Below are 23,816 nucleotides of genomic sequence, written 5' to 3' on the forward strand. Positions count from 1 at the left end.
GGCGCAAAAAAAGCTTATTGATGCGCCCATCTGCGTAATCCGCGTCATCTGCGGCTAAACAACTTTGACCGGAGCCGCCGGCTGCTTGCGTCCGCTCTTGCAATCCCATCGCTGCTGTCCTAACATGCCCGGCCCATGGGCGCCAGACTTAGAGCGATTTCAGGACCGCTGGAAGGACACGAGTTTCCATTCCTGGACAAAGAAACAACCGTCGGCAGAGGTGCGGAGAACGACATCGTACTGAAGGATCCCACGACCTCCAAGGCGCATTTTGCGTTCCGGCGCGAGGCCGGCAGGCTTCTCTTCCGCTACCTCGATACGCGGAACGGCATCCGGGTCGACGGCGAGTATTGCCTCAGCGGAGAATTTCACGAGGGCAGCCGGGTCGAATGCGGCATCACGATTTTTGTCGTCCTGGTTCAAGATCAAGTGCCGAAGAAACTTCTTACCTTGATGGAGGGCGAAATCTCGAAAAACCAGGACGGGGAAACACTGCGGGTGGATTACTCCTCGATCGATGACCTCACGTCGTATTACCGCGGCGGTCTGCAGGCATCGCTCCAGACCGGCCCCTGTTTGAAGGCCATTCAAGATCCGTACGAGCTGCTATCGCATCTGCTCGTTTCGATTCTCCGCATCATTCCCGCCAGGCGCGGAGCGGTCCTCATCAACGGCAGGCACATCGGTCCCGAGCCGCCCGATTTCGTTCTTCAGGTCTATCGCGAATACGATTCCGGCATCACGGAGCGGTTTCCTTTCAATACGCGGCTCGTGGCCGAAGTTCAAGCAACACGCGAATCGCGCATGCCGAAGACGATCGTTCCTCCTGCCATTTGCGTTCCTTTGTTGGATGGGGACCTGATCAAGGGCGTCCTTTATCTGGAAGGTGTCCGGGGCGCCAGCGCCTTCGAGCCGGAACATCTGCAATGGGCGGAGAAACTGGCGGATACCCTGGTCACGGGGCTCCGCGTGTCCCGGCAGGTCGAAACGATTCGTCATGAAAGGGATGTGCTGAAAGCAGCACAGGAGTCCGGCCCCGAACTCATCGGAGAAAGCGAGGCCATCCAGACGGTTTCCGAACGGATCGAGGTTGCGGCGGCTTCCGATATCCCGGTTCTGATCTCGGGCGAGACAGGGACCGGCAAGGAAGTCGTTGCCCGCCGCATTCATGCGAAGAGCGGCCGCGCCGGTGAACCCTTTGTCGCCGTCAACTGCCCGGCCATCCCCGAGCCCCTCTTCGAGAGCGAGTTCTACGGGCACGTCAAAGGTTCTTTCACCGGCGCGACGGACTCCCAGGACGGTAAGTTCAAGCTGGCGGACGGCGGGACCCTTCTGCTGGACGAGATCGGCGAACTCAAGATGGAGATGCAACCGAAACTGCTCCGCGTCCTGCAGGAGTTCGAATTCTCGCCGGTCGGCGCGAAACGAATCGTGAAAGTCGATGTCCGTGTGATCGCCGCCACGAATGTGGATCTGCTGGAGGCGATCCGCAATTACAGGTTTCGCAGTGATCTGTACGAGCGGCTGAAAGACATCATCATCGTCGTCCCGCCTTTGCGCGAGCGCCGCGACGACATCCCGCTGCTGCTCGATTATTTTCTGGGCCGCTTCGGGAACAGTCTGGGCGTTACGGGGATCGCGCCGGATGCGCTGAAAGCGGTACTGGCTTATGACTGGCCGGGCAACGTTCGCGACCTTCGCGGCATGGTCCGGTCCGGGGCCGCATTTGCGAAAGCCGGCGGATCGACGGTCATCCGGCTGAAGGATTTGCCGCCCGCGCTGCTGGAGCCCCGGCGGGCAGCTGCCGCAGCCGCAGCGCCTGCACCACCTGGCGTCCAGAAAAGCGCCCGCGAGATCGCGCTGGAAATTGCAAGGGCCGAAGTCGCGAGGGTCTACGCCGAAACGCGCAATAAAGCGGAAACGGCCAGACGCACGGGGTACAGCGAACGTTATGTGTACCGCCTTCTGGATGGTGGGAATAAGGAACGATAGCGGCGTCCCTGAAAAGACAAGGTTGTTGACGGACGGCAACTCCCATTCCCCTCCTTTCAAAGGAGGGGAACCCGAACGATCCAATCGTTAGGCCGCGCGAGGGCGGGGTGGTTTCGAATGAACCGCGCAGCGCACCTTATTTGTTGATGGAGTTTACTAACCGCCCCGTCTGCGCGAGCTAAGGAACGGGACCGTTTACTGATGGCGCAGCCACCCCGCCTTGCAAAGGCGGGGAATGTCGTCCCCGACGAGGTTTTGCTCGTACTACCCGATCATTGACACCTTTACCCGACGCCATATAATGCCTCCACCCGATATGGAAAGATACAAACTGGAACGCGAACTTGGCCGCGGAAGCACCGGCGCCGTCCATAAAGCCAAAGATACGCTCACACTTCAAACCGTTGCGGTGAAGGTGTTCCACGATTTCCCCGGCGTTCCGGTGCGCGAGCTGTCCATTGCATACCGGGTCACGCATCCGTACGTGTGCCGTATTTACACCTACCAGGAAGAGGACGGGATCAAATTCCTGGTTATGGAGTACATCGACGGGTGCACTCTCGCCGACCGCCTGCGGGAAGGGCCGCTTTCCTGGAACGTGGCGCACGCTATAGCCGGCGAACTCCTCGATGGCCTCGAAGCCATCCATAAGATGGGTTCCATGCACCTGGACCTGAAACCTGCAAACATCATGCTCACGCGCGACGGCCACGTGAAAATCCTCGATTTCGGGCAGGCCCGCCCGATAGCCTCCGAGGATTTCGAAACAGGAAAAGCGCCAGGAGGCACGCCTTCACATCGTGCTCCCGAGCAGGCTAGCGGCGCGCCATGCGATGCCCGCGCCGATCTCTTCAACTTCGGACTCGTTCTCGGCGAGATGTTGTCCGGCGAACACCCCAGGCCTCCCGCTCCGCTCGAACTTCCGGCCGGCGTTCCCGGCGATGTGAGATCCGCGATCGAACGCTGCCTCGAAGTCGATCGCAAAAACCGCTTCAACTCCGCCGCCGAATGCCGCAGCGCGTTAGGCCTCGCTTTGCCGCAGCTGCAACCATCCCGAGGCCACACCGCGCTTCTGACAGCGTCCGCCACTGCATTGATCCTGCTCGGCCTCTACTTCTTTTCCTCTGTAGGCGCGGTCTATGACCGCCCTTTTCATCGCGAAAAACCTCCCCTACAGAAGCAGGCTGCGAAAACGATCCGCCGCGTTGCGGTCCTCGGCTTCCACAACCTCGGCGGCGATGCCTCTCTCGAACCCTATACCGCCGGTATTTCGGAAACCGTCGCGACCGAGCTCGCACAGATCACCGGCCTCACCGTCGTCGACCGCGGCCAGGTCCTCGTCACTGTCCATGACATGAAGGTCCCGGAATTCGATCTGATTTCCGCCGCCGATGCCCGCGAGATCGGCAAAGCAATGGGCGTCGACGCCCTGATTACCGGAACTCTACAGAAGACCGGAACGGACGTGAGGCTCATCGGCCGCATCGTCGATCCTGCAACCGGCGGCCTGTTGCGTTCTCCGGCAACTGTCGACGGCGCATTCCAGGACCTCTTCAAACTTCAGGGCGCTCTCGCCAGACAGCTGGCCGCGCTCCTTCACGGTACGGGCGCCGAGCGATCTCAGAACGCGCCTCCCGACGGTCACAGCATCGAAGCATTTCAGGCCTTCTCGAGCGGCGTTTACTATTTTGAGAAGGATCTTGCCGCCGATGCCCTGAAGGCCTTTGACCGGACGCTCTCGATCGATCCGCAATATCCGGGGGCGAACCACTACCGCGGCCTCGCGCTCCTGAAGATGAACCGCCTCGACGATGCGGCCGACGCTTTCAAGCGGGCGCTTCCGCAATCCGAATCCGACCAGACCGTCACCTGGAGCTGGGATCCGATGTATTCGAACCCTGTCCACGGCATCATCCGGGCGAACGACACCGCGTCGAACCATTCGCAACGCGATAAGTTTGCGCCACGCCGGCCAACATCACTTCAGCGCGCCGCCTGGGGAGAACGCAACCGAAAGACAACCGTCCTTCAATTCATGGATCTGGTAAAACGCGCCGGCGCCCGTGTGGCAGTCGCGGATGAAAACATCCTTCTGAATACGGCAGCCTTCGGCAACGACAGCCTGACGATCGTGCCCGCGATCGACGCGAAGGCTCCTGCCGCTCCACAGAAGATCGGTTTATATGCGTTTTCGAACGACGGCAGCCTGGTCTGGCATACCGAACTCGGCGGCTTCGGTGACGACGTGCCGCGGTATGCGCCGATCGGCGGCGCGGTCTACGTCTATTCCCCGGCCTTGCGGCGCTTTGACCTGCTGGACGGCCGTACGGGCGGCCGTTTGTGGAGCCGGGAGAATCTCGCCATGGACGGCGTCGAGGCGCCGTGGACAGCGGCCACGAAAGCGTACGGCGACATTTTCATCTTCCGGTCGGAGGGCACGTATCACGCGATCCGGAAGTCCGACGGAACCGACGCCTGGACCGTGCGGGTTCAATCGCAGAAACCATCGGAATTGCTGACGGACAAAGGTCTGGTGGTCTTTGAGCCCGAGCGCCGGATCTTCATTGTCGATCTCGAAACCGGCAGGACCGCGGGCGAAATCGCCATGGCGCAATTCGCCGACGCCTTGCGGACGTCCGTGGGACCGAAGTACCTGGTCAGCGCGATGGTCCAGGGCAACATCCTTTATATGATGCCGGAAAACCTCGACTTCTGCGCGATCGACCTGGCTACGGCTCGCATTCTGTGGCGCGCGCCTTTGAAAAGGAACGTGCAGCACATTCGCATTCTCGGCGGCCGCCTTTACCTGGGAACCGCGCAAGGCGATATCGTGGTTCTCGATGCTGCATCGGGCGCAGTGATCCATACGATCCCGGTGGCCGGCAAGGGCGTGCTGCTCGATCATGTCGGCGATGACGGGCTGATCGTGCGGTCCGGGAAGACGCTCTATAGCTTCACGCTGGACGGAATCAAAAAGTGGGAATACCCCGGCGTCGACATGGGGCCCGCTGTAACGTTCGTGGACCGCGCCGCGGTTTTTTACAGGTCGCCGCCGCAGATTTCCGCGGTCGATACGGAAACCGGAGAACAGCTCTGGCAATACCAGAGCGCCGGAACGCCCTCGGTCCTGGCCGAAGCCGGACGGCTGTTCGTTCTCGATGACACGGGCGTGAAGCAGTACCGGACATCGGGGCCCTCACACGCCGTGGCCGAGATGACCACGCTGACCGAGTTGGCCCGGACGTATCTCGCCAAGCACGACTTGAATCAGGCGCGCGTGTTCGCGGCGAACGCGTCGGTGCTCGACCCCGATTACCCGCCGCTGGTGCTGCTGCAGGCTCGGCTCTCACAGGCAGCGGGCAATACCGTAGCGAGTGGACAGCAACTCGCACGCTACGCAGACCTCGTCGGCCTCGACTCGAAGGAGGGCCGGCGCACGATCGACGACCTGAAACAGAATCACGGATTGTTATGGGTCTCCAGGATCGGGACGGATGTGGCCGGCGATCCGGTTTTGATCGGCAACCGGCTGGTGAGCGTCGGCCGGAAGTCCGCGCAGGACGCAGAGGGCGTCCCGCTGGATCGCGCAATCGTGGCGCTGGATCCTGAAACCGGCGCCATCGCGTGGCGGTTCGCCACCGAACGCTTCACCGCGTCAATCGCCGTCAATGGACCGCGGCCTTATTTATATTATGCCGAGGGGAGTCAGGCCGACCTGAACAGCGTCTTTCTGTACCGCGTCGACGCGCAGAGCGGCGAGCGCAAACAGATCGCAGCGTGGAAAGGGAAGCAGCGCATCGATCAGGCCTGGATTGCTTTTTCCTCCGGCCGCCTCTTCGTTGCCAGCGTGGTGCCGGATATCAACACCCACTCCGTTCAGGTCTTCGTCGATGCCTTCGACGCAGCGTCCGGCGCGCACGCCTGGACTCACAACCAGACTCTGAAAATCGGCGCTCTCGACGCCGGCGAACCCATCCGCGCGTTTGTTGCAAGCGGCAACGCTGTCGCTTACACCGTCGGGCAGCAAACCTACCCGCTCCGCGTTGCGGATGGCTCGCTCCAGCCGGCTGCCGCGCCGGCTTCTTTAACCAGACCAACCACTCGCCAGCCGGAGCTCCTCTGGCCGGCTTCAACGACGTTAATCGATGGCCGCCGGCTCTTCGCCTTCACGCCGCAGGGCCACGCTTTCGCTTTAAAACTGAAGTGAATCATTAAGAAGGAATCAGGCTTTGGCGAAAGTGCCCATCAAGTGGTCGAGATCTTCGGGGGCCACAGGCTTGGTGAGGTGATGATCCATGCCGGCGGCTTTGGACCGCTGACGGTCCTCGTCCTTACCGTAACCTGTGACAGCGATGATTTTGGTCTGGGCGAATTGAGGATCGGCACGCAGGATCTCAGCCACTTCGTAGCCGTCACGGCCGGGAAGCCCGATATCGAGCAGGATGACATCCGGCTTATCGCGCCTGGCGGCTTCGACTGCTTCGAACCCATCGTGCGCGACCTGCACTTGATGGCCCTGCAGTTCCAACATGACGCCGACGCACTCGGCCGCATCGACATTGTCATCGACAACCAGGACGTGACGGGAACTGCGTTGGGATTCCCCCGGTATCGGCGGACTCTCCGCGTCTGAAGGGCTGTGAAGCGCGGGAATACGCACCACGAACTCGCTTCCTCTCCCGAGGCCGGCGCTTGACGCCGTGACGGTTCCTCCATGGAGCTCGGCCAGACGCTTGACCAGCGTCAAGCCGATTCCAAGTCCGCCCTGGGAGCGCGCCAGCGAGCGTTGGCCCTGGACAAAGAGATCGAAAATCTGCGGCAGCAGCTCCGGTTCGATACCCGCGCCGGAGTCCCGAACGCGAATGACCGCGTCATCCTTTTCCCGGCCGGCCTCGATCCAGATCCGTCCGGCTTTTTCCGTGTACTTCGCCGCATTGATCAACAGATTGCCGATCGCTTGCGAAAGGCGCACGGCATCGGCTTCGATAACGACGCGCCCGGCCGGAAACGTCACGCTTATCTGATGGCCCCGGGCATCGATTGCGGGTTGCGCCGTTTCAATCGCATGCTTCACCACATCCACAAGATCGACCGGCTGCTTTCGCAATTCGATCCGGCCGTGCATGATCCGGGAGATATCGAGAAGCTCGTCGACCAGCCGCACCAGGTGCTCCATTTGCCGCTTGATCACTTCCTTCGCATGACGCGCGTGTTCTTCATCGACCTGCGGCATTTCCAGAATATGGAGCGCGGTACGGATGGGCGCCAGGGGATTTCGCAATTCATGTGAAAGCATTGCGAGAAATTCGTCTTTCCGGCGTAGAGCCTCTTCGGTCCGCTTGCGCTCGATCGAATAGCGAATCGAGCGCTCGAGCAAAGCCGCGTTGATCTGGCCCTTGACGAGATAATCGATCGCGCCGCTGCGCATGGCTTCCAGATCGATTTCGCGGCCCTCCTGACCGGTCAACATGATCATCGGAACAGGGCCGGCTGAATATCGCTTGACGAGTTCCAGGCCGTCATCAGGCCCCAGGTTGTGATCGACGAGATAGACGGCGTGCTGCGCTCCTTCGATTGCGTCCACGGCCTCGGCATAAGACGAGACCCAGTCGAGACGGAATTTCGTGTCCTTGCTCTCCGAGAGCAAGGATCGAGTCAGGACATAGTCATCCTCGTCGTCCTCGATCAATAAGACACGTATAACCGGCTCCATGGCAGTCAGGCGATCCGTTTCCGCCCATTCGGCAATTCCACAATCTCCAGCCAATACCTGCCCAGACCCGTGACAACATCGACCAGGGCGTCGAACGTCACAGGCTTCGTGATGTAGGAATTCGCGTGCAGCAGATAGCTCTTGTTGATGTCTTCCTCTTCTTTGGATGTCGTGAGCACGATCACCGGAATATCCGTCAGCCTGGCATCGCCTTTGATTTCCGCCAAAGCTTCGCGGCCGTCCTTCTTCGGCATGTTCAAGTCGAGCAGGATGAACCCGGGCCGGGGAGCCATTGAGGGGTCGGCATATTTCCCCCTTTGGTGGAGATAGTCCATCAATTCCACTCCATCCACGACAAACCGGAGATCGTTGGCGAGGCGGCTTGCTTCGAATGCGTCGCGGGTCATTTCGCGGTCGTCCGCGTCATCGTCGGCCATCAGAATCACGAGCGATTTATGGCTTGGCATCTTGTCCTCCAGGTCGGATCGGGAGCTTTACAGTAAATGTCGCGCCCGCCCCGGGCGCGCTTCGGCCAGTGATCGAACCTCCATGACGCTCAACGATCTTCCTGCAAATCGCGAGGCCCATGCCCGTGCCTTCATACTCCTGGCGGCCATGGAGGCGTTGAAAAATCTCAAAAATCCGGTCGAGATAGATCTCTTCAAAGCCTATCCCGTTGTCGCTGACGGCAATCTCAAAACATCCTCCGCTGCGCCTGCCGGCGAGGGTTACGACTGGAGGCTCGCCGGGTTTGCGGAATTTCAAGGCGTTTCCAATCAGATTCTGGAGCAGTTGCCGCATCTGTAATGGATCGGCCGTCACCGTCGGCAGCGGACCCACAACCACGCGGCCTCCCGCTTGCGAAATACGAACCTCCAGATCCGAAATCACTTCCTGTGCAATGGTCGTGAGATCGACGGGCACGAAGGACTGGCCTTTGGTGTGGACTCGAGAGAACGTCAACAAGTCATTGATGAGGGAACGCATACGGACTGCGGCGTCCAGCATGCGATCCAGGTAATCCTTCGCCTGTTCATCGATGGCTTTGGAGGTTCGGGCCTGCAAGCGGTCGCCGAACGCTTGAATTTTACGCAAAGGTTCCTGCAGGTCGTGCGCGGCAACCGATGCGAACTGTTCCAATTCGCGATTACTCTGTCTCAAATCCTCTTCGGCGTGTTTTCGCTCCGTGAGATCGCGCGTGATTTTCCAGAATCCCTTAAGGACTCCAAACTCGTCACGGAAACTGGTGATAACCACATTCGCCCAGAATGGCGACCCGTCTTTGCGGAGGCGCCAACCTTCGTCTTCGAATCTTCCCTCGGATCGCGCCTTTTCCAGTTCGTGCTGTGGCCATCCTTTCTCGATCGCCTCCTCGGGATAGAACAGCGAAAAATGCTTTCCGATGATTTCTGCTTCCGTGTAGCCTTTGATCTTTTCCGCCCCAGGATTCCAGCCCCGGACGTACCCATCGGGATCCAGCAGGATAAATGCGTAATCGGTGACGCTCGTGACAAGATGCCGAAATCGTTCCTCGCTTTCACGCAACGCGAGTTCCATCTCGCGGCGTGAGGTTAAGTCGCGAGTGATTTTCAGGAATCCGGCCAGGTTACCGGCGTTGTCCTTCCAAGGGGTGGTGATCACGTTCGCCCAGAAGAGCGAACCGTCTTTACGAACACGCCATCCCTCATCTTCGAACCGGCCTTCGCTGGCTGCCGTCTTCAGCTCGAATTCAGGCCATTTCCTCTCGATAGCTTCCTTGGGATAAAAAACCGAAAAATGCTTTCCGATGATTTCGCCGGCGCTATAGCCCTTGATCCGCTCCGCGCCCACATTCCAACTATCGATGATGCCCTCCGGCGTCAGCAGAATGATGGCGCAGTCCTGCACCCCTGCCACCATGCTCATGAATTGTTCGTGTTGCTGAGTTGGCTGACGGATAGCCATTACCTACAAGTATAGGACTTTGGCGCAATTGAAAGTAGGACTAGGCGCTCAGGCCAGCCGGCCTTGTTATTTCCGATACAGCGTAACGGCGCCGCCCGCCGGCCCTAACGTGACATGATCACCATTCTGATGAAACCCGGCGGAGGCGGGTGCGATTGCGGTCACTATGTCTCCAGGTGCGAGTTCCAGCACCAGGCCGGAAATCTTCGATGGTATCTGTAAGTGGATTTCCTTATCGCCCACGGATACGGATATACGATCTCTCGCCGCCCACCATTCGCCGAGCTGCGATAGCGTTCCGATCCATGCGCGGCTCTTCCAGTGTTTAATGAACCCGACGGCAAATTCGAGTTTCGGTCCCAGTTCGTTCGGGTGAACCAACACGTTGCAGATACCGTGCGACTCTGCGATTCGTTCACAAACATCGATCGCGGGTTGAAGCGCCACGGGTTCCGCCTCATCGCCCATGGTTATCGGGAACCGGTAAATGGGAAGTAATTGCCGGCCGCGCCTGTTATACGTGAGCTGAAAGGGAAGGTGCGTCATCGAGAGACCGGCGGTCCCGCTCGAATCGTAAAGATAGCCGGTGGCAACAAGATCCTGCGGAAGCGATTCGGGATCCAGCAGAAAACCGCTGCGGAAAGATACGGTGCGCCGCCCGGGCAGAAGGGAATCCAACAAGAACTTGCTGACTCGGAGTTCTCCGAGCACAGTCGCATTCTGAGTGACCGTTCTGCTCTTGACGAAGGGCAGATATGATGGATACTTTTCCGTTCCACTACCTTCGGGAAGCTTGTTGAACTGGCGCGAGTGGGATACCGAATGACTTCCGATTTCCATCCCTTCTTCGAGCACCTGCCGGTGTATCGAGAGCTGTTCCGGACCAAAGAACGCCACATCATTGAAATCTTGAATATATTTGGTCTGTACGAAAAAGGTTGTCCGGACTCCGAGCCGATGTTCCTCTCTGGCATACGTCAGAGAATTCGGAACAGATTTCGCGTAGTCCACATCGTGAGTCATCAATACTGCAAGTTGCCTGTCGTCCGGCACCGTACCGAAGGTAATCGCGGAGCGATCGCCATCGCGATACGCTCTCTTTACCAGGGCGATCAAAGGATCCAGTATCGATACGAACCCATTGATATATGGCCTCTCAATCGATTCATCCCGCCCCGCATGGGCAAGATAGCTGAGCGTGCCGAGATCAAAGCTGAACACAAGCGTCGTCCCGTTACCCCAGCGGTTTTCGAATACTGCAGGCGAACCGTCCTCGAACAGCACAGCGGCCTCTTTGACTCCCCGATAGGTCGATGTGCTGAACGGCAGTCTGGTATTTCCGCGAGTTCCGATTTCCAGGCTTTTGCCTCGGATCCTGGAATGCGGGGCTCCATCTGTCACCTGAGTGAAGCCAAAAGCGTCTCCAATCCGCTCGATGGGGACGTCCGTCGTAAGGACCTTCCCACCCTCCTTTACATGTGCCATCAGGCTGATAATTGCTTTTTCGGAAAGTGCGGGTCCGGAGATTCGCGGGTAGACAAAGACCGTGCGGTGGCCCAGAGCGCGGTCGACATTGCTCTCAACCGAAACAGGAATTCCAGCCGCACGAAAAGCTGCCCATAAATCCTGCCAATTGCTATCGGGATCGGTAACAAGGAGGGCCATTGCCGATGCATCCGGTGCTGCATCGGCAGGGACAACGTCCGGCATCTCACGTGGAATATCCGATTTTGTTTCGGGGCCGGTGACAGAGTACAGCGGCTTTGAACAACTGCAAAGCATCAGGACGGCAATAGTCAGGCATAGTGAAAAGCGGGCGGCTAATCGGATCACAACCTGGCCTTCTAGTGACGCTCCGGTTCGGCGGTTAAATTCCAGTAGGAGCTTAGATTGTGGATCGCAAAACCTGAAAATGACGGATGAGCCGAGAACTCCATTTCCGCAAGCCCCAGTTGGCTCTCCATGTATGCCGGACTTGCGCCGGCAAAGGTAATTTTCACCGGGGATTCAGGCTGGGTATCAATGCCGATAATTATTTTCTTTCTTATCGTGTCTGCATAGGCCAGTTCGTCTATAGCCTGGGCAATCATGCCGTCCGGACCTGCGGCAAAATTCCGGTAATCCATGACAGCAACATAGTCATAAATGTTCTGGACGTGTTGGTTCAGACTCTGCTGTTTCCCGTTCCACCAGACATCTTTAATAGCGTCGAACCAAAACGGCAATGTGGATCCCACTGGGATTGTAGATTTCATCTTCGCTTTTATTTGCATCCACTGTTCGGACAATTCGAGATATTGACGCATGCGGATTTCCCTTTGTGATTCCCAATCGTCAAGCAGATACGGTTCAAGGTCGATATTGATGCCGTCAAAGCGGGCTAAGCGATCGGAAGTGGCATTGAAGAGCAGAATGTTCCGGAACGTGCGTTCGGCAGCGCGGCGATTCTCCGGGAGAATGTACTCCGGCGTCCGGAGATCTGCTGACCCAAGCAGCGCGTAGATGTTGAATCCCTGGCTATGCATGCTCCGGATGAATTTCCGAAACTTCTTTTTCTCTTCGGTCAGCAGGTTCTTACCCTGATATTCGTCCGCGTAGAGGTACAGCGTTGAAATATGATGCGCCACAAGAAAGGATGCCGTCGCACGCTGAAACCCGGTGTCGTGCAGAAGACGTGCGGTTTCCGTCTCCCAGATCCATACGGCCCGGGCCGGCTTTGCCGCAGCGCTGGCGGTCGAGCAGGCGAATAGCACGCCTAACTTCAAGAACAGTCCGGGAAGCGGCCGTGAGGCGCTCATAAAAACAGTATAGAGCGGATGCTCCAGGGCGGAATCGGCAGAGCATCGCGATCAGTATTTTGTTGGAAGTTACTAACCGCCCCGTCTGCGCCGTAAGGAACGGGACCGTATTACCAGTGGCGCAGCCACCCCGCCTTGGAAAGGCGGGGAATGGCCACGTTATATACGTGCGAACATCTGTTCCAGCTTACCGGGCGATCGGAATCGAGGTGAAGGCGCCCGTCGAGTCGAAACGCAGACCAAGACCCGTGAGGCCGCCGGCGCTTTGGAATTGAATCACTCCAAGCTGGTTCGCCGACTGCGCAAACTGACTGTTCAGAAAGAACGCCATATGACCGAAGCCGGGCAGCGTGATCGGCGAGGAGCTTAACTGCGCTCCATTCTGATCGAACAACGTCACCATGATGGTTTGCGCTGCCGCCGATTGATTTGCCAACGCCAGCGCGGTCTGTGCTCCGTTCGTGTTGTCATAGGGAACGATCAGCGCTGTCGATAATCGGCTATCCAGATTCACCGTGCCTTCAGCGGGCGTAATGCCGGCCGTATTGACGCCAAAGGTGGAATACCCGGTCAGCGAACCCGTTGCCTGCACATCTGCCCAACCCTGGCTGAGCGGCGTCGATAGGTTGGTTTGGATCACGACCGAGCCGTTAGGGGTTAACGTCAGATTGACCGACGAGGTCATCATGCTCGATCCAAATTCGGGGAAGATCAGAGGCAACGTCATTGGCTTTCCGTTGTCTGCATAGAAGTTGATCTGAGCATTGGCCGTGGTCCCCGTCAGGTTGATCAGCGTCATTGTGGTCTTCCAGCCGGCGCCCGAAGCGACCTGAGCGAAACTGCCGATTCGAGTCAGTGCCGCCGTCGACGAGGCCGGTTGAACTGCCAATTGAAAAGAACCGGAAGTCGACGCGCCGCTGCTGTCCTTGACGCTTACGGTAAAACTGAAGGTTCCGCCGACCGCCACTGGCGTTCCGCCGACAATTCCAGTCGTCGAGTTCAGCGTCAAACCCGGCGGCAGAGCGCCGTTCGTCACGGTCCAATTCGAATAGGGCGGGGCGCCGCCCACGGCGGCCAATGTTTGCGTATACGGACCGCCGACCGTGCCTGCAGTCAGCGATGACGCCGTCGTGATGGCGAGAGTCGTCGAAGAGACGGCCGTCAATGCGCCGAAGATCCCGTCATTCTGTCCATTGATTCCAGCCGTAAAGTACACGGCGCTCGTATTGAACGTGCCGCCGGTGCGGACGCTCAAGGACCACAGTCCGGAGTTCACGATCGGACCATTGAAACCGTTCAGTGTGCCGAGAAAATTGCCGGTAGACGGATCAAACGCATTGATTTTGCCGTCTCCCAGATTGCCGACAAGCAGGTCACCGCTGAAACTTCCGAAACCGGCCGGCGCGATCACGACGCCCCACGGATCGTTCAGATGGGAGCCGCCGGCCGGAATCAACTCTTTAATAAAGTTGCCGTTCGTGTCGAAAATGCTAACAGCGCCCGTTCCCGCTTGGAAATTCGCATATTCGACATACAGCTGCCCGTTGATACTCTGAATGTTGTATGGCACGTAGCCGCCGGTGCTTCCAAAAGACAGCGACGGCAGGTTCGGATCCGTGAAAGAGCCGGCAAGAGTCACCCGCGCGAAGCTGGAATTGAACACGACGATGCCCCCGGAACCTGCCATGTTCGCGGCATAGAGAAAATTCCCGGCTCCATTGTTCGCCGTAGCCAAGCCTGTAAAACTCGCATTGGCAACCGTTGCGTCCTGCTCCGCCACGTTGTTCGTGTTGGTCGCGTTCCACGCATAAATCGATCCGCTGAGCGTTGCAAAGATGAAGCTCGCCGACTTCCCGTTGGTTTCAACGAAGTCGGTTGTCGCATTGCTCACTTCGCCGGTCGGGCCACCGGGAACCGTGACAACCCGGGAGTTCACGGTACTTCCGGTTCCTTGGTAGAGCGTCGACAGGCCGGATGCCGCATCGGACACCCAGAACGGGCTCGTTGCAGTGAACGATACGCCCCACGGGTTTTTCAGATTGAGATCCGTCGTCTGGGCCAGTCCCGGAATATCCGAGACCAGGTTCGTTTGTGCATAAATGGTTGCGGTCGTCTGGGACCAGGCCGGCCGCGCCGCAAAAAAGAAAGCCAGCGCGCAGAGCATGACACATTCGATCGGTCGAGCCGAAATCAGCTTCATGGTTGTCCTCTCTTGTGGGTCTTGTGGGGATCGGCGCTGAAACAAGCCGGAGCAAACTATAAAAGGTCCTGTGCGGCGAAGATGTGAAAGGATTGCAAAAACTTCGTCTCCCGCGTGTCTCCAGATGGCCATTCCCAGGGGGAAGAAACCACAAGAAGCACAAGAGGCACAGGAAAGGCTGTCCCTCTCCTGTGCCTCTTGTGCTTCTTGTGCTTCTTGTGGTTTCTTCTTTTCTTGGCGATTTATTGAACCGGCTTCCCATTCAGCACGAACGTGTACATCCGTGGAATATTCGGCGGAGCTCCGTTCACTGAAGCCGGCGGAGTTGTCGGACTGGCGGCATAGCCGCCGGGACCGGGAGCTCCACCGGCGACAGGGACATTCACTGGAACATTCCCTGGGATTTTCCAATCCGGTAATGTGGCGCTACCGCCGCCCGGAGCGCCGCGTTGTCCGCCACCGCCACCGCCGAGCAACGCGATGTACTGCTTTCCGTCGAGCATATAGGTGATGGGCGGTCCCATATTGCCCATCGGGCCCGTGGGGAGGTCGAGAAGCATTTCGCCTTTGTCGGCCGAATAGGCGACCAGACGTCCGCCGTTCTGAATCACCTGAAATACGAGATTCCCCGCGGTTGTGAGCGTGCCGCCGCCCCCGCCGCCTCCACCATTGCCGCGCCACACTTCCTTATTTGTTGCCGGATCCCACGCCATCAGGAATCCCCCACGCGCTCCGGCTGTACTGCCGGGCGGGTTCAACGCTGGACCGATCGTCGGACCGGCGGGCGGGATGGGCGCGCCGCGGCCCCCGCGGCCCCCACCGCCCCCCGGCGGTCCGGGAGGCGGTGCTGCCGTCGATCCTGCTCCGACGGCGCCGCCGCGGCCGGCTGCCGCCTGCGCGGCCTGCGCTTCCGGACAGACGAAGCCGGGAACTCCTGCATTCATGCATGGTCCGTACGGCGTGAAGTTCGGAACGATCGTGTATGTGAAGCTGCTGCTCGGTGTGGTTGGAATATAGATCAGTCCGGAGTTCGGATTGAACGACATCGGCGACCAGTTGTGTGCGCCGCCCGGGCCGGGCATCACGGAGATCCGGTTCGAGCCGTAGTGAACGTCCGGATTGAAGATCGGTTTGCCCTTTGCATCGTATCCGCTCGCCCAGTTCACGAGCGCGAACGGCTGCGCCGAAATAAACTCTCCGTTGGTGCGGTCGAGCACATAGAAGAACCCGTTCTTTGCGGCCTGCATAATGACCTTGCGCTCTTTCCCGTTGATCATGATGTCGGCCAGCGTCAATTGGCCTACCGCATCAAAATCCCAGGAGTCGCCGGGCACTTCCTGGTAATGCCACTTCAATTGGCCGTTGTCCGGATTGACTGCAAGAATGGAGGCGACGTACAGATTGTCTTTGCCTTTCGACTGGCGCAGTTCTTCCGGCCAGGGGCCACCGTTCCCGGTTCCGGTATAAAAGAGATTGAGATCCGGATCGTATGCCATGCCGTCCCACACGGTGCCGCCGCCTCCGAGTTTCCAGAATTCGCCGGACCATGTATCGGCAGCCGCTTTCAGAGCGGGATTCTCGTACGGTTTCTTCGGGTCGCCCGGCACCGTGTAGAAGCGCCAGGCCATCTTTCCGGTCTCCGTATCGTATGCGGAGAAGAAACCCCGGACGGGGTATTCCGCGCCGCTCGCGCCGATGATGACTTTGTTCTTCACGATGCGCGGCGCCATGGTGATCGTGTAGTTCTGTTCGGGCGGGGTGGTCTGGACGGTCCACAACACCTTGCCGGTCTCCGCGTCGAGCGCTGCGAGTCTTCCGTCGATGACCGGGACGTAGATCTTTCCGTTATAAATGCCCAATCCGCGATTCACGTTTCCGCAACAGATGCGGCGGTTGACGAGATCGCGATTCACCCGCGGATCCCATCTCCATTTTTCCTTGCCGGTACGCGCGTCGACGGCAAAGCTGACGCTCCAGTTCGTAACGCCGTAGAGCACGCCGTTATGATAAAGCGGAGTGTCTTCCTGGCCGCCGCCGCCGTTGCCGACGTCGTAGGTCCAGGCGAGACCCAGATTCTTCACGTTACCGGCATCGATCTGCTTCAGGGGACTATAACGGGTTTCCTGATAGTTCAGACCGTAGGTCAGCCACTCTTCGCCGGTTTTGCCGGCGTTCTTGATCGCCTTCTCGTCGACCTTCTTTGCCTGTTGAGCGGCGACAGCCGATGCCGCGAGAATCGCCAGCGCCGGTAAAATCCACCAGCGTCCTGATCGTGTGGACATGCGCATTTCCCCCCTGATGTTGTTATTCTTTCGGCGTAGTTGCCTTTTTCCCGTCGACTGTCCGTCCCGCCGGATCCACTTCCACTCTTCGGGTTCCCGATTGCACGACGATAAGCTTGTTGTCCGGATCGGAGAAGTGAATTGTAAGAGTGTCGTTCACTTTCAGCAGCGGATATGAAAAGTAGTCCGGAAATTGCGAACGCATGAGCGGGGTGATCTGATGCAGGTTATCTGCAAAAGAATCACCGAAGGCGTTCCGCTGGCCGCCAGTGGCGCTTTCATGGCAGAGCGTGCAATCTCCGTTTTTGATCTTCGCGAACGGATCCTTCGAGTAGTCCTCAATATAGTTGGGCAACGCCAGCGTCGATGCTGCCGTTGTCAGGAAAATAAAGCATACGAACAGTGGACAGGCTCTTTTCATGTCTGTACTTTATGGACTCTCCCGCAGTGCTGTCAACGGAGGCAGGCAAAGTTGCAAATTGGAGATTCGCAATTGAGGGGGTAGTCTATGAGCGCCCCAATAGAAGACAAACCACATTCAGGAGTCCGCAATATGACAAGGTATGCAGGCGTGATCGGGTTCTTCCTCGTGCTCGCGGGATGCGCAGGAACGCCGTCAACACCGGAGAAAGCCGATAACAATACGTCCCCGCAGACGCAGGAGTCCAAGAACACGCCTCCGGCTCCAGGCGCCTACCGCATTTATGCCACGAATGAAGTTTCGGGTGATCTGAGCGTGATCGATTCCGCGACGGATACGGTGATAGCCACCATTCCGCTCGGCAAGCGTCCGCGCGGCATTCATGCGAGTCCGGACCGGAAATGGATCTATGTTGCCTTGAGCGGTTCGCCTATCGGCGGCCCCAACCAGGACGAAAGCAAACTCCCTCCCCCCGACAAGAGTGCCGACGGCATCGGTGTCGTCGACGTCGCTCAGAACAAGCTGGCGAAAGTGATTACCGGAGGCTCGGATCCGGAAGAGTTTTATCTGAGTAAAGACGGGACCATGCTGTACACCTCCAATGAGGATGCCTCCGCGGCGAGTATCATCGACATCGCAAACGGCAAGGTACTCAAGACGCTCAAAGTCGGCGAAGAGCCGGAAGGGGTAACGACCAGTCCGGACGGTAAGTTCGTTTACGTCACATCGGAGGAAGACGGCACTATCTCGGTCATCGACACGGCCGCGGAAAAGGTCATCAAAACGTTCAAAGTCGGCCGCCGCCCGAGAAAGGTGGCTTTCCTGCCGGACGGCAGCAAGGCCTATGTGGGGCGTGAGAACGATGGCGCGATCAGCGTCATCGATGCCGTGAAGCACGAACCGATCAAGAGCATCGAAATCGGAAAGCCCGGTGAGATCAAGCCGATGGCCGTCATCGTCTCAGCCGATGGAACCAAGGCGTACGTCAGCAGCGGGCGGGGCAAGAAGGTCTTCGTGATCGATACCGCCACCGACAAGGTTACCGGGTCCGTCGAAGTCGGCGACCGGCCGTGGGGCATCGCGCTTTCGCCGGACGGGAAGCTGCTGTATTCGGCGAACGGTCCTTCGAACGATGTTTCGGTTGTCGATCTGGCAACAATGATGGTGATCAAGAAGATCAAGGTCGGCGACAAGCCATGGGGAATCATCACCCTCGAGCCGTAGGAGGTTGAAGCTGTAGGGGGCGGCGGTGAAGATTGAGCTGGACATTCCCCGCCTTTCCAAGGCGGGGTGCCCGAGCGATCAAACCGTTAGAACGCGTAGGGCGGGGCGGTTATCAAGGGATCGCGAAGCGCTCCTTAAGTTGTTGATGGAAGTTACTAACCGCCCCGTCTGCGCCGTTAAGGAACGGGACCATTTCATGACGGCGCAGCCACCCCGCCTTGGAAAGGCGGGGAATGTTCGCCCCACCGGCCAACAGTCCGGGGTACCGACGATCCTCTCTATCGCTGTGGAGCCGGAGCCGCCAGCTTCATTGGAGGAATCGGCGCTTTCCCATCCAGAACAAATGTGAACAGGCGGTTCTCGGGATAGTTCCGGGCGAAAAGTGTGACGTACTGTTTCCCGTCGAGCATGTATGTCACGGGAGTCACATTGTTGCCTCCAAGGTCGGCCGACCAGAGTTTCTCTCCCGTTTCGGCGTTGTAGGCAATGGGACCGTGAAACACCAGATTGCCTGCGGTCGCAAGCGTTCCACCGCCGCCATTCGTTCCTCCGGCTCCTGTAATCCGCCAGCGTTCCTTCTCTGTCTTCGGATCCCAAGCCACGAGAAAACCGCCGGTAGCCTTGGGCTGAAGTTCCGCGCCTTCGGGCTCTCGCGGAGGCGGGCCCGCCGGAGCGGCCGTCGGCGTCGTTGTGCCGTCCGGTAAGCGGGGACCGAGATTGGACACAACGCCCATATTCCGGAAGCCTTTGTTGTAGGTGAAATTGGGCTCGACCCGATAGGTATAGCTGCTCTCCTGACCGGGGATATAGACGAGTCCGGTGAGCGGACTGAAAGACATCGGCTGCCAGTTGTGCGCCCCGCCGGGCCCGGGCGAAATTGTGGCAGGAGCATCGATGGCGGCCCGCGCACCCTTGGCTTCGATCGGCCGGCCTTTGGCATCGAGTCCTTTTGCCCAGGTCACACGCTTGGCGTATTTTTCGCCCGAGATGAATTCTCCCGTAATCCGATCCAGAACGTAGAAGAACCCGCTCTTTGGAGCGTGCATCAGCACTTTCCGCTGCCGTCCGCCGATGGTGATGTCCGCCAGAATCATGGGCTGGACCGAGGTAAAGTCCCAGTCGTCTCCCGGAGTTTCCTGGAAATACCAGACGAGTTTGCCCGTGTCCGGCTTGACGGCGACGACCGAAGCCAGGTAGAGGTTGTCTCCTCCGCCGGGGCTTCGGTAGATGTGCGTCCATGGACCGCCGTTGCCGGTGCCGACATAAAGAATGTCGGCATCCGGATCGTATGCCATGGCGTCCCAGGTTGTCCCGCCTCCGCCCATCTTCCACCACTCGCCGGTCCAGGTCTTCGCAGCCGCGGCAAGATCGGGGTGTTCGAAAGGTTTGGACGGATCGCCGGGAACGGTATAGAACCGCCACGCCAGCTTACCGGTTTCGGCATCATACGCCGTGAAGTAACCACGAACGGCTTGCTCGGCGCCGCTATTGCCGACGATCGCCTTGCCTTTTACGATGCGGACGGCGCCGGTGATGATGGTTCCCGGATCGTCGGTTGTTTGCACCTGCCACACGATCTTGCCAGTCTCCTGATCAAGCGCAACCAGGCGCCCGTCCAATAAACCCGCATAGACTTTGCCGTTATACAAAGCCACGCCGCGATTTACCGGCCCGCAGCAAATCTGGGAAATATGTTCCTGAGAGATCTCCGGCTCCCAGTGCCATTTCATTTTTCCCGTCCGGGCATCCACTGCAAACAACACGTCCCACGCCAGACTTCCATAAAGAACGCCATTTGAAAACAGCGGCGTGCCTTCGACGCGGCCGCCCGCGGGCGATCCCGTTTCCCAGGACCAGGCCAGACCGAGACGGCCGACATTGGAGGTGTCGATCTGTTTCAGGGGACTATAGTGAGTTTCCGCATAATCCCTGCCGTAGGTGAGCCATTCGTCGCCGTTCTTCTTTGCGTTTCGCAAAGCATTGGTGTCGACGCGTTTCGCCTGTTGCGCGAAAGCAGCCCAGGCAAGCACCGGAATGACAAGCACAAGTCCGGCGTATTTCATGAAAGAGATTCTCTGCATTGCGTTGTTCTCCTTAGCCTTCGTTGCTGCTGAAGACGCGGGCCTACGGCCAGAATCCGCCGCCGTACTACGGCAGCACGAACGTCATCAGTTTCGACGGCTGCGGAGGAGCCGCCGGAGCGGCCGGCGCTGCGCCCGGAACTCCACCTCGTGGCGGTCCACCTCGTCCGCCGGCTGCGGCAGCCGGTCCTCCCGCGACGACAAGGTACTGTTTGCCATCAATCATGAACGTCATTGGCGGTCCCATCTGGCTAAGCCCGGTCGGGATCTCGTAAAGCAATTCACCGGTATCGGCCTTGAAAGCAAGTACCCGTCCGGGATTGCCTGCAGACGAGAACACCAGATTTCCTGCTGTCGTCAGCGTGCCGCCGGCATTGAACCCGAGACTGCTGCCCGGAGCTCCTCGCCATCGTTCCTTCTGGGCTACGGGATCCCAGGCAACCAGAACAGTGCCGCGTCCTTCAGGCCCGATTGTGGGAATAACGGGACCGCGTTGTCCCTGAGCCGGAGGATTGGCAGGCACGGCATTCGCGCCCGTCGCCGGAGGAGCGCCGCGCCCACCGGGATCGAGGCCGGGTGCCAGGGGTTGCGCTGCCCCGCCGGCCCCGCCGCCTGCACCGCGAGCGCCCGCAGCACCGCCTCGCCCAGCGGCGCCACCCCGGGCGCCGCCACCGCCCCCCGTTGCCATGTTCATCTGACCGCGGCCGGTCGGGCCGATATCCGTCGGAGCGGGTGTGTAGTTTGGATTGGCGTTGAAACCGTATCCTTGCCCCGTAGTGCTGGGCAGGTAGATCAGACCGGTCTGGGGATTGAACGACATCGGCGGCCATGTGTGGCCGCCCGCCGGGCCCGGCATCACATTGATGCTGGTCGTTCCATAGCGGGCTTCCGGGTTGATCACCGGCCGGCCGGTCTTCAGGTTCACGCCGGAACTCCAGTTGACCTGAACCCAGGGATCAGCGGATAGCAGCTCGCCGGTGCGCCGGTCGAGCACATAGAAGTAGCCGTCTTTCGGGGCGTGCATGATGACTTTGCGCGGTTTGCCGTTGATCGTGAGATCTGCCAGCGTCATGTCGGCAATGGAATCGAGGTCCCAGTCGTCGCCGGGAACTTCCTGGTAATACCAGACCATCTTTCCGGTTGCGCCGCGAACGGCAATGATGCAGTCGGAATAAAGGTTATCGCCGGGCCCGCGATAAACCGAAGTCCAGGGCGCCGGCTGACCGGAGGCGACATAAACGATATCGGCATCCGGATCGTATGCGATGCCGCCCCAGACCCCGCCCCCGCCGCCGATTTTCCACCATTCGCCGCTCCAGGTCTTGGCGGCCGCTTCGAGTTCCGGATGTTCGAAAGGCTTGGATGGATCGCCGGGAACCGTATAGAAACGCCAGTCGAGTTTTCCTGTCGCGGCATCGTAGGCCGAGAAGAATCCGCGGACGCCGTATTCGCCGCCGCTCACGCCGATGATGACTTTGCCGCCCTTGATCACACGCGGCGCGTGGGTGATCGTGTAAGCCATATTCTCGGGCGACACGCGAGTCTCCCAGACAACCTTGCCGTCTTTTACATCCAGCGCGCGAAGCCGTCCGTCGACAACCGGAGCAATGATCTTTCCCTGGTACATCGCGATGCCGCGGTTCACAACGCCGCAGCAGATGCGCGACTGCCAGACCATCTGGTTGACCTCAGGATCGTTGTGCCAGAGTTCCTTGCCCGTTCGCGCGTCGACGGCATAGACCACGCTCCACGGAGTGATGCTGTAAAGGACGCCGTCAAACACCAAAGGCGTCCCTTCCTGGCGATTCTGCGGCGGTCCGGGCGCAGCGGGAATGTCCATCGACCAGCGGGGAACAAGCTTGCTCACATTCGTGGCATTGATCTGCGTCAACGGGCTGTACCGCTGCTCCGCCCAATTAATGTTGTAGGTGATCCATTCCTCTCCGCTCTTGCCGGCATCGGCAAGGGCGGCGTCGTCCACCTGGCGGGTCTGCTGCAATGCCGCCAGGCGGGTGGCGGCGGCGAGCAACAACAGAAGGAACAGCAATTGGAATCCACGGGAAACACGCATTTGTCACTTACCTCCATCCGGCCATAGACGTCATATCACCTTGCAATCGGTTTTGTTCAGTGTCTTTTTACGTGTTTAGCCGCAGATGACGCGGATTACGCAGATGGGGCGCATTCTAAGTCGTCTTCTTGCGCCCCATCTGCGTAATCCGCGTCATCTGCGGCTAAAACCTGATTGATGCACATTGCCGAACGGGTACTTCCTGCTGTACCGTGTTCGCTCGAAGTGGAAGCAAAACAATTTGCCTGGAGGACTCATGCAAAAGGTGTTTGGAACAATCGCTGTCACCGGCTTGCTCGTGGTTGCTTTGGCCGCGTCTGCGGCCGCTCTCGCTCCGCAGGGTGTACCTGCCGGCGCGCCCGGCGGGGCGGGCGCTGGAGCTCGCGGTGGCCAACGTGGAGCGCAGGCGCCTCTCGCCAGTCCAAATCCCATTTATTCATCGGTCCATCTCGAAGTCGATGTGAACAAGCCGGCTGCCGAGGTCTGGGCACGAGTCGGAAAATATTGCGACATCGGTGAATGGTTGCAAGTGCAGTGCATGATCATCTCGGGAAAAGACGGTGAGTTGGGCGCAGTCCGTTCTATCGGCAACGAGGTTCTGGTGGGCATGACGAGTCTCTCCTACACGTATACCCAACCCGTCCGCGTGGGCGCGTTTTATCCGCTCTATCACGGCACCGTCGAGGCCAAACCGGTGACCGCCACCACGTCGAAGATCATTTACACGCTGGTGTGGGACAACTCGAACCTCGCCGATGATGCGGCTCGGCAAACCGACAAGACGGGCCGTGCGAATACCTTCACGCGCGCGATTCAGAACATGAAGACTCTCGCGGAAGGAGGCACACTGCCGCCGCCGGCTCAGCGTGGCCGCGGCGGTCCTCCGCGTCAGTAAGCGCCGTCAACGCAGCAGAAGCAAGCGGCCGGGACGGGAACGGAACACAAAAGGCACAAGAAGGTTTTTAGCCGCAGATGACGCGGATGACGCAGATGGGGCGCAAAAACGAACTTTGGAGGCGCCCCATCTGCGTCATCCGCGTCATCTGCGGCTAAAAACGGTTGGTGGCCTATCGGTTCGGCAGCGCCAAAA

At 59.1% G+C, this 23,816-nt stretch carries 14 protein-coding genes; 4 read left to right on the forward strand and 10 right to left on the reverse strand.

Features of this window, described 5'->3' with window-relative positions; genetic code table 11:
* Positions 1 to 135 precede the first annotated feature (135 nt).
* Positions 136 to 1,992, forward strand: coding sequence for a sigma 54-interacting transcriptional regulator (locus tag VGK48_00375; GenBank protein ID HEY2379607.1), 1,857 nt, complete (start codon positions 136 to 138; stop codon positions 1,990 to 1,992).
* A 316-nt stretch (positions 1,993 to 2,308) separates the two neighbouring features.
* A complete protein-coding gene (locus VGK48_00380) occupies positions 2,309 to 6,199 on the forward strand; it encodes a PQQ-binding-like beta-propeller repeat protein (GenBank protein HEY2379608.1) in 3,891 nt (1,296 codons plus the stop codon).
* A 15-nt stretch (positions 6,200 to 6,214) separates the two neighbouring features.
* Here VGK48_00380 and VGK48_00385 read toward each other — a convergent pair whose 3' ends face one another.
* The 8 genes from VGK48_00385 to VGK48_00420 all read right to left on the reverse strand — a co-directional run bounded on the left by VGK48_00385 (position 6,215) and on the right by VGK48_00420 (position 17,350).
* On the reverse strand, positions 6,215 to 7,759 hold the full coding sequence (locus VGK48_00385; protein HEY2379609.1) for a response regulator: 1,545 nt from the start codon (positions 7,757 to 7,759) through the stop codon (positions 6,215 to 6,217).
* Positions 7,711 to 8,172 carry a response regulator gene (locus tag VGK48_00390; GenBank protein HEY2379610.1) on the reverse strand — a complete coding sequence of 154 codons (462 nt, stop codon included), beginning with the start codon at positions 8,170 to 8,172 and terminating at the stop codon, positions 7,711 to 7,713. Before VGK48_00390 ends, VGK48_00385 begins: the two co-directional genes overlap by 49 nt.
* A complete protein-coding gene (locus VGK48_00395; GenBank protein ID HEY2379611.1) occupies positions 8,159 to 9,649 on the reverse strand; it encodes a PAS domain S-box protein in 1,491 nt (496 codons plus the stop codon). Before VGK48_00395 ends, VGK48_00390 begins: the two co-directional genes overlap by 14 nt.
* A gap of 66 nt (positions 9,650 to 9,715) precedes the next feature.
* The gene (locus VGK48_00400; GenBank protein HEY2379612.1) at positions 9,716 to 11,359 is read right to left on the reverse strand and encodes a polysaccharide deacetylase family protein; all 1,644 of its coding nucleotides are present in this window, start codon (positions 11,357 to 11,359) and stop codon (positions 9,716 to 9,718) included.
* A gap of 134 nt (positions 11,360 to 11,493) precedes the next feature.
* The gene (locus tag VGK48_00405) at positions 11,494 to 12,447 is read right to left on the reverse strand and encodes a hypothetical protein (GenBank protein HEY2379613.1); all 954 of its coding nucleotides are present in this window, start codon (positions 12,445 to 12,447) and stop codon (positions 11,494 to 11,496) included.
* Between the two features lie 187 nt (positions 12,448 to 12,634).
* Positions 12,635 to 14,647: a TIGR03118 family protein gene (locus tag VGK48_00410; protein ID HEY2379614.1), complete on the reverse strand. Its 2,013-nt coding sequence runs from the start codon at positions 14,645 to 14,647 to the stop codon at positions 12,635 to 12,637.
* Between the two features lie 242 nt (positions 14,648 to 14,889).
* On the reverse strand, positions 14,890 to 16,929 hold the full coding sequence (locus tag VGK48_00415; protein ID HEY2379615.1) for a PQQ-dependent dehydrogenase, methanol/ethanol family: 2,040 nt from the start codon (positions 16,927 to 16,929) through the stop codon (positions 14,890 to 14,892).
* A gap of 22 nt (positions 16,930 to 16,951) precedes the next feature.
* Positions 16,952 to 17,350, reverse strand: coding sequence for a hypothetical protein (locus VGK48_00420; GenBank protein ID HEY2379616.1), 399 nt, complete (start codon positions 17,348 to 17,350; stop codon positions 16,952 to 16,954).
* A gap of 132 nt (positions 17,351 to 17,482) precedes the next feature.
* Here VGK48_00420 and VGK48_00425 point away from each other — a divergent pair, with 132 nt between their 5' ends.
* Complete coding sequence (locus VGK48_00425; GenBank protein ID HEY2379617.1) at positions 17,483 to 18,574, forward strand: beta-propeller fold lactonase family protein; 1,092 nt, start codon at positions 17,483 to 17,485, stop codon at positions 18,572 to 18,574.
* Between the two features lie 278 nt (positions 18,575 to 18,852).
* On the opposite strand, the gene VGK48_00430 is transcribed toward VGK48_00425, so the two are convergent.
* Positions 18,853 to 20,655 carry a PQQ-dependent dehydrogenase, methanol/ethanol family gene (locus VGK48_00430; protein ID HEY2379618.1) on the reverse strand — a complete coding sequence of 601 codons (1,803 nt, stop codon included), beginning with the start codon at positions 20,653 to 20,655 and terminating at the stop codon, positions 18,853 to 18,855.
* Positions 20,656 to 20,722: 67 nt separating this feature from the next.
* On the reverse strand, positions 20,723 to 22,726 hold the full coding sequence (locus VGK48_00435) for a PQQ-binding-like beta-propeller repeat protein (protein ID HEY2379619.1): 2,004 nt from the start codon (positions 22,724 to 22,726) through the stop codon (positions 20,723 to 20,725).
* Positions 22,727 to 22,982: 256 nt separating this feature from the next.
* On the opposite strand from VGK48_00435, the gene VGK48_00440 reads away from it, so the two are divergent.
* The gene (locus VGK48_00440) at positions 22,983 to 23,621 is read left to right on the forward strand and encodes a hypothetical protein (GenBank protein HEY2379620.1); all 639 of its coding nucleotides are present in this window, start codon (positions 22,983 to 22,985) and stop codon (positions 23,619 to 23,621) included.
* Positions 23,622 to 23,816: the final 195 nt, after the last annotated feature.

The organism is Terriglobia bacterium (assembly GCA_036496425.1).
Lineage (GTDB): Bacteria > Acidobacteriota > Terriglobia > 20CM-2-55-15 > 20CM-2-55-15 > 20CM-2-55-15.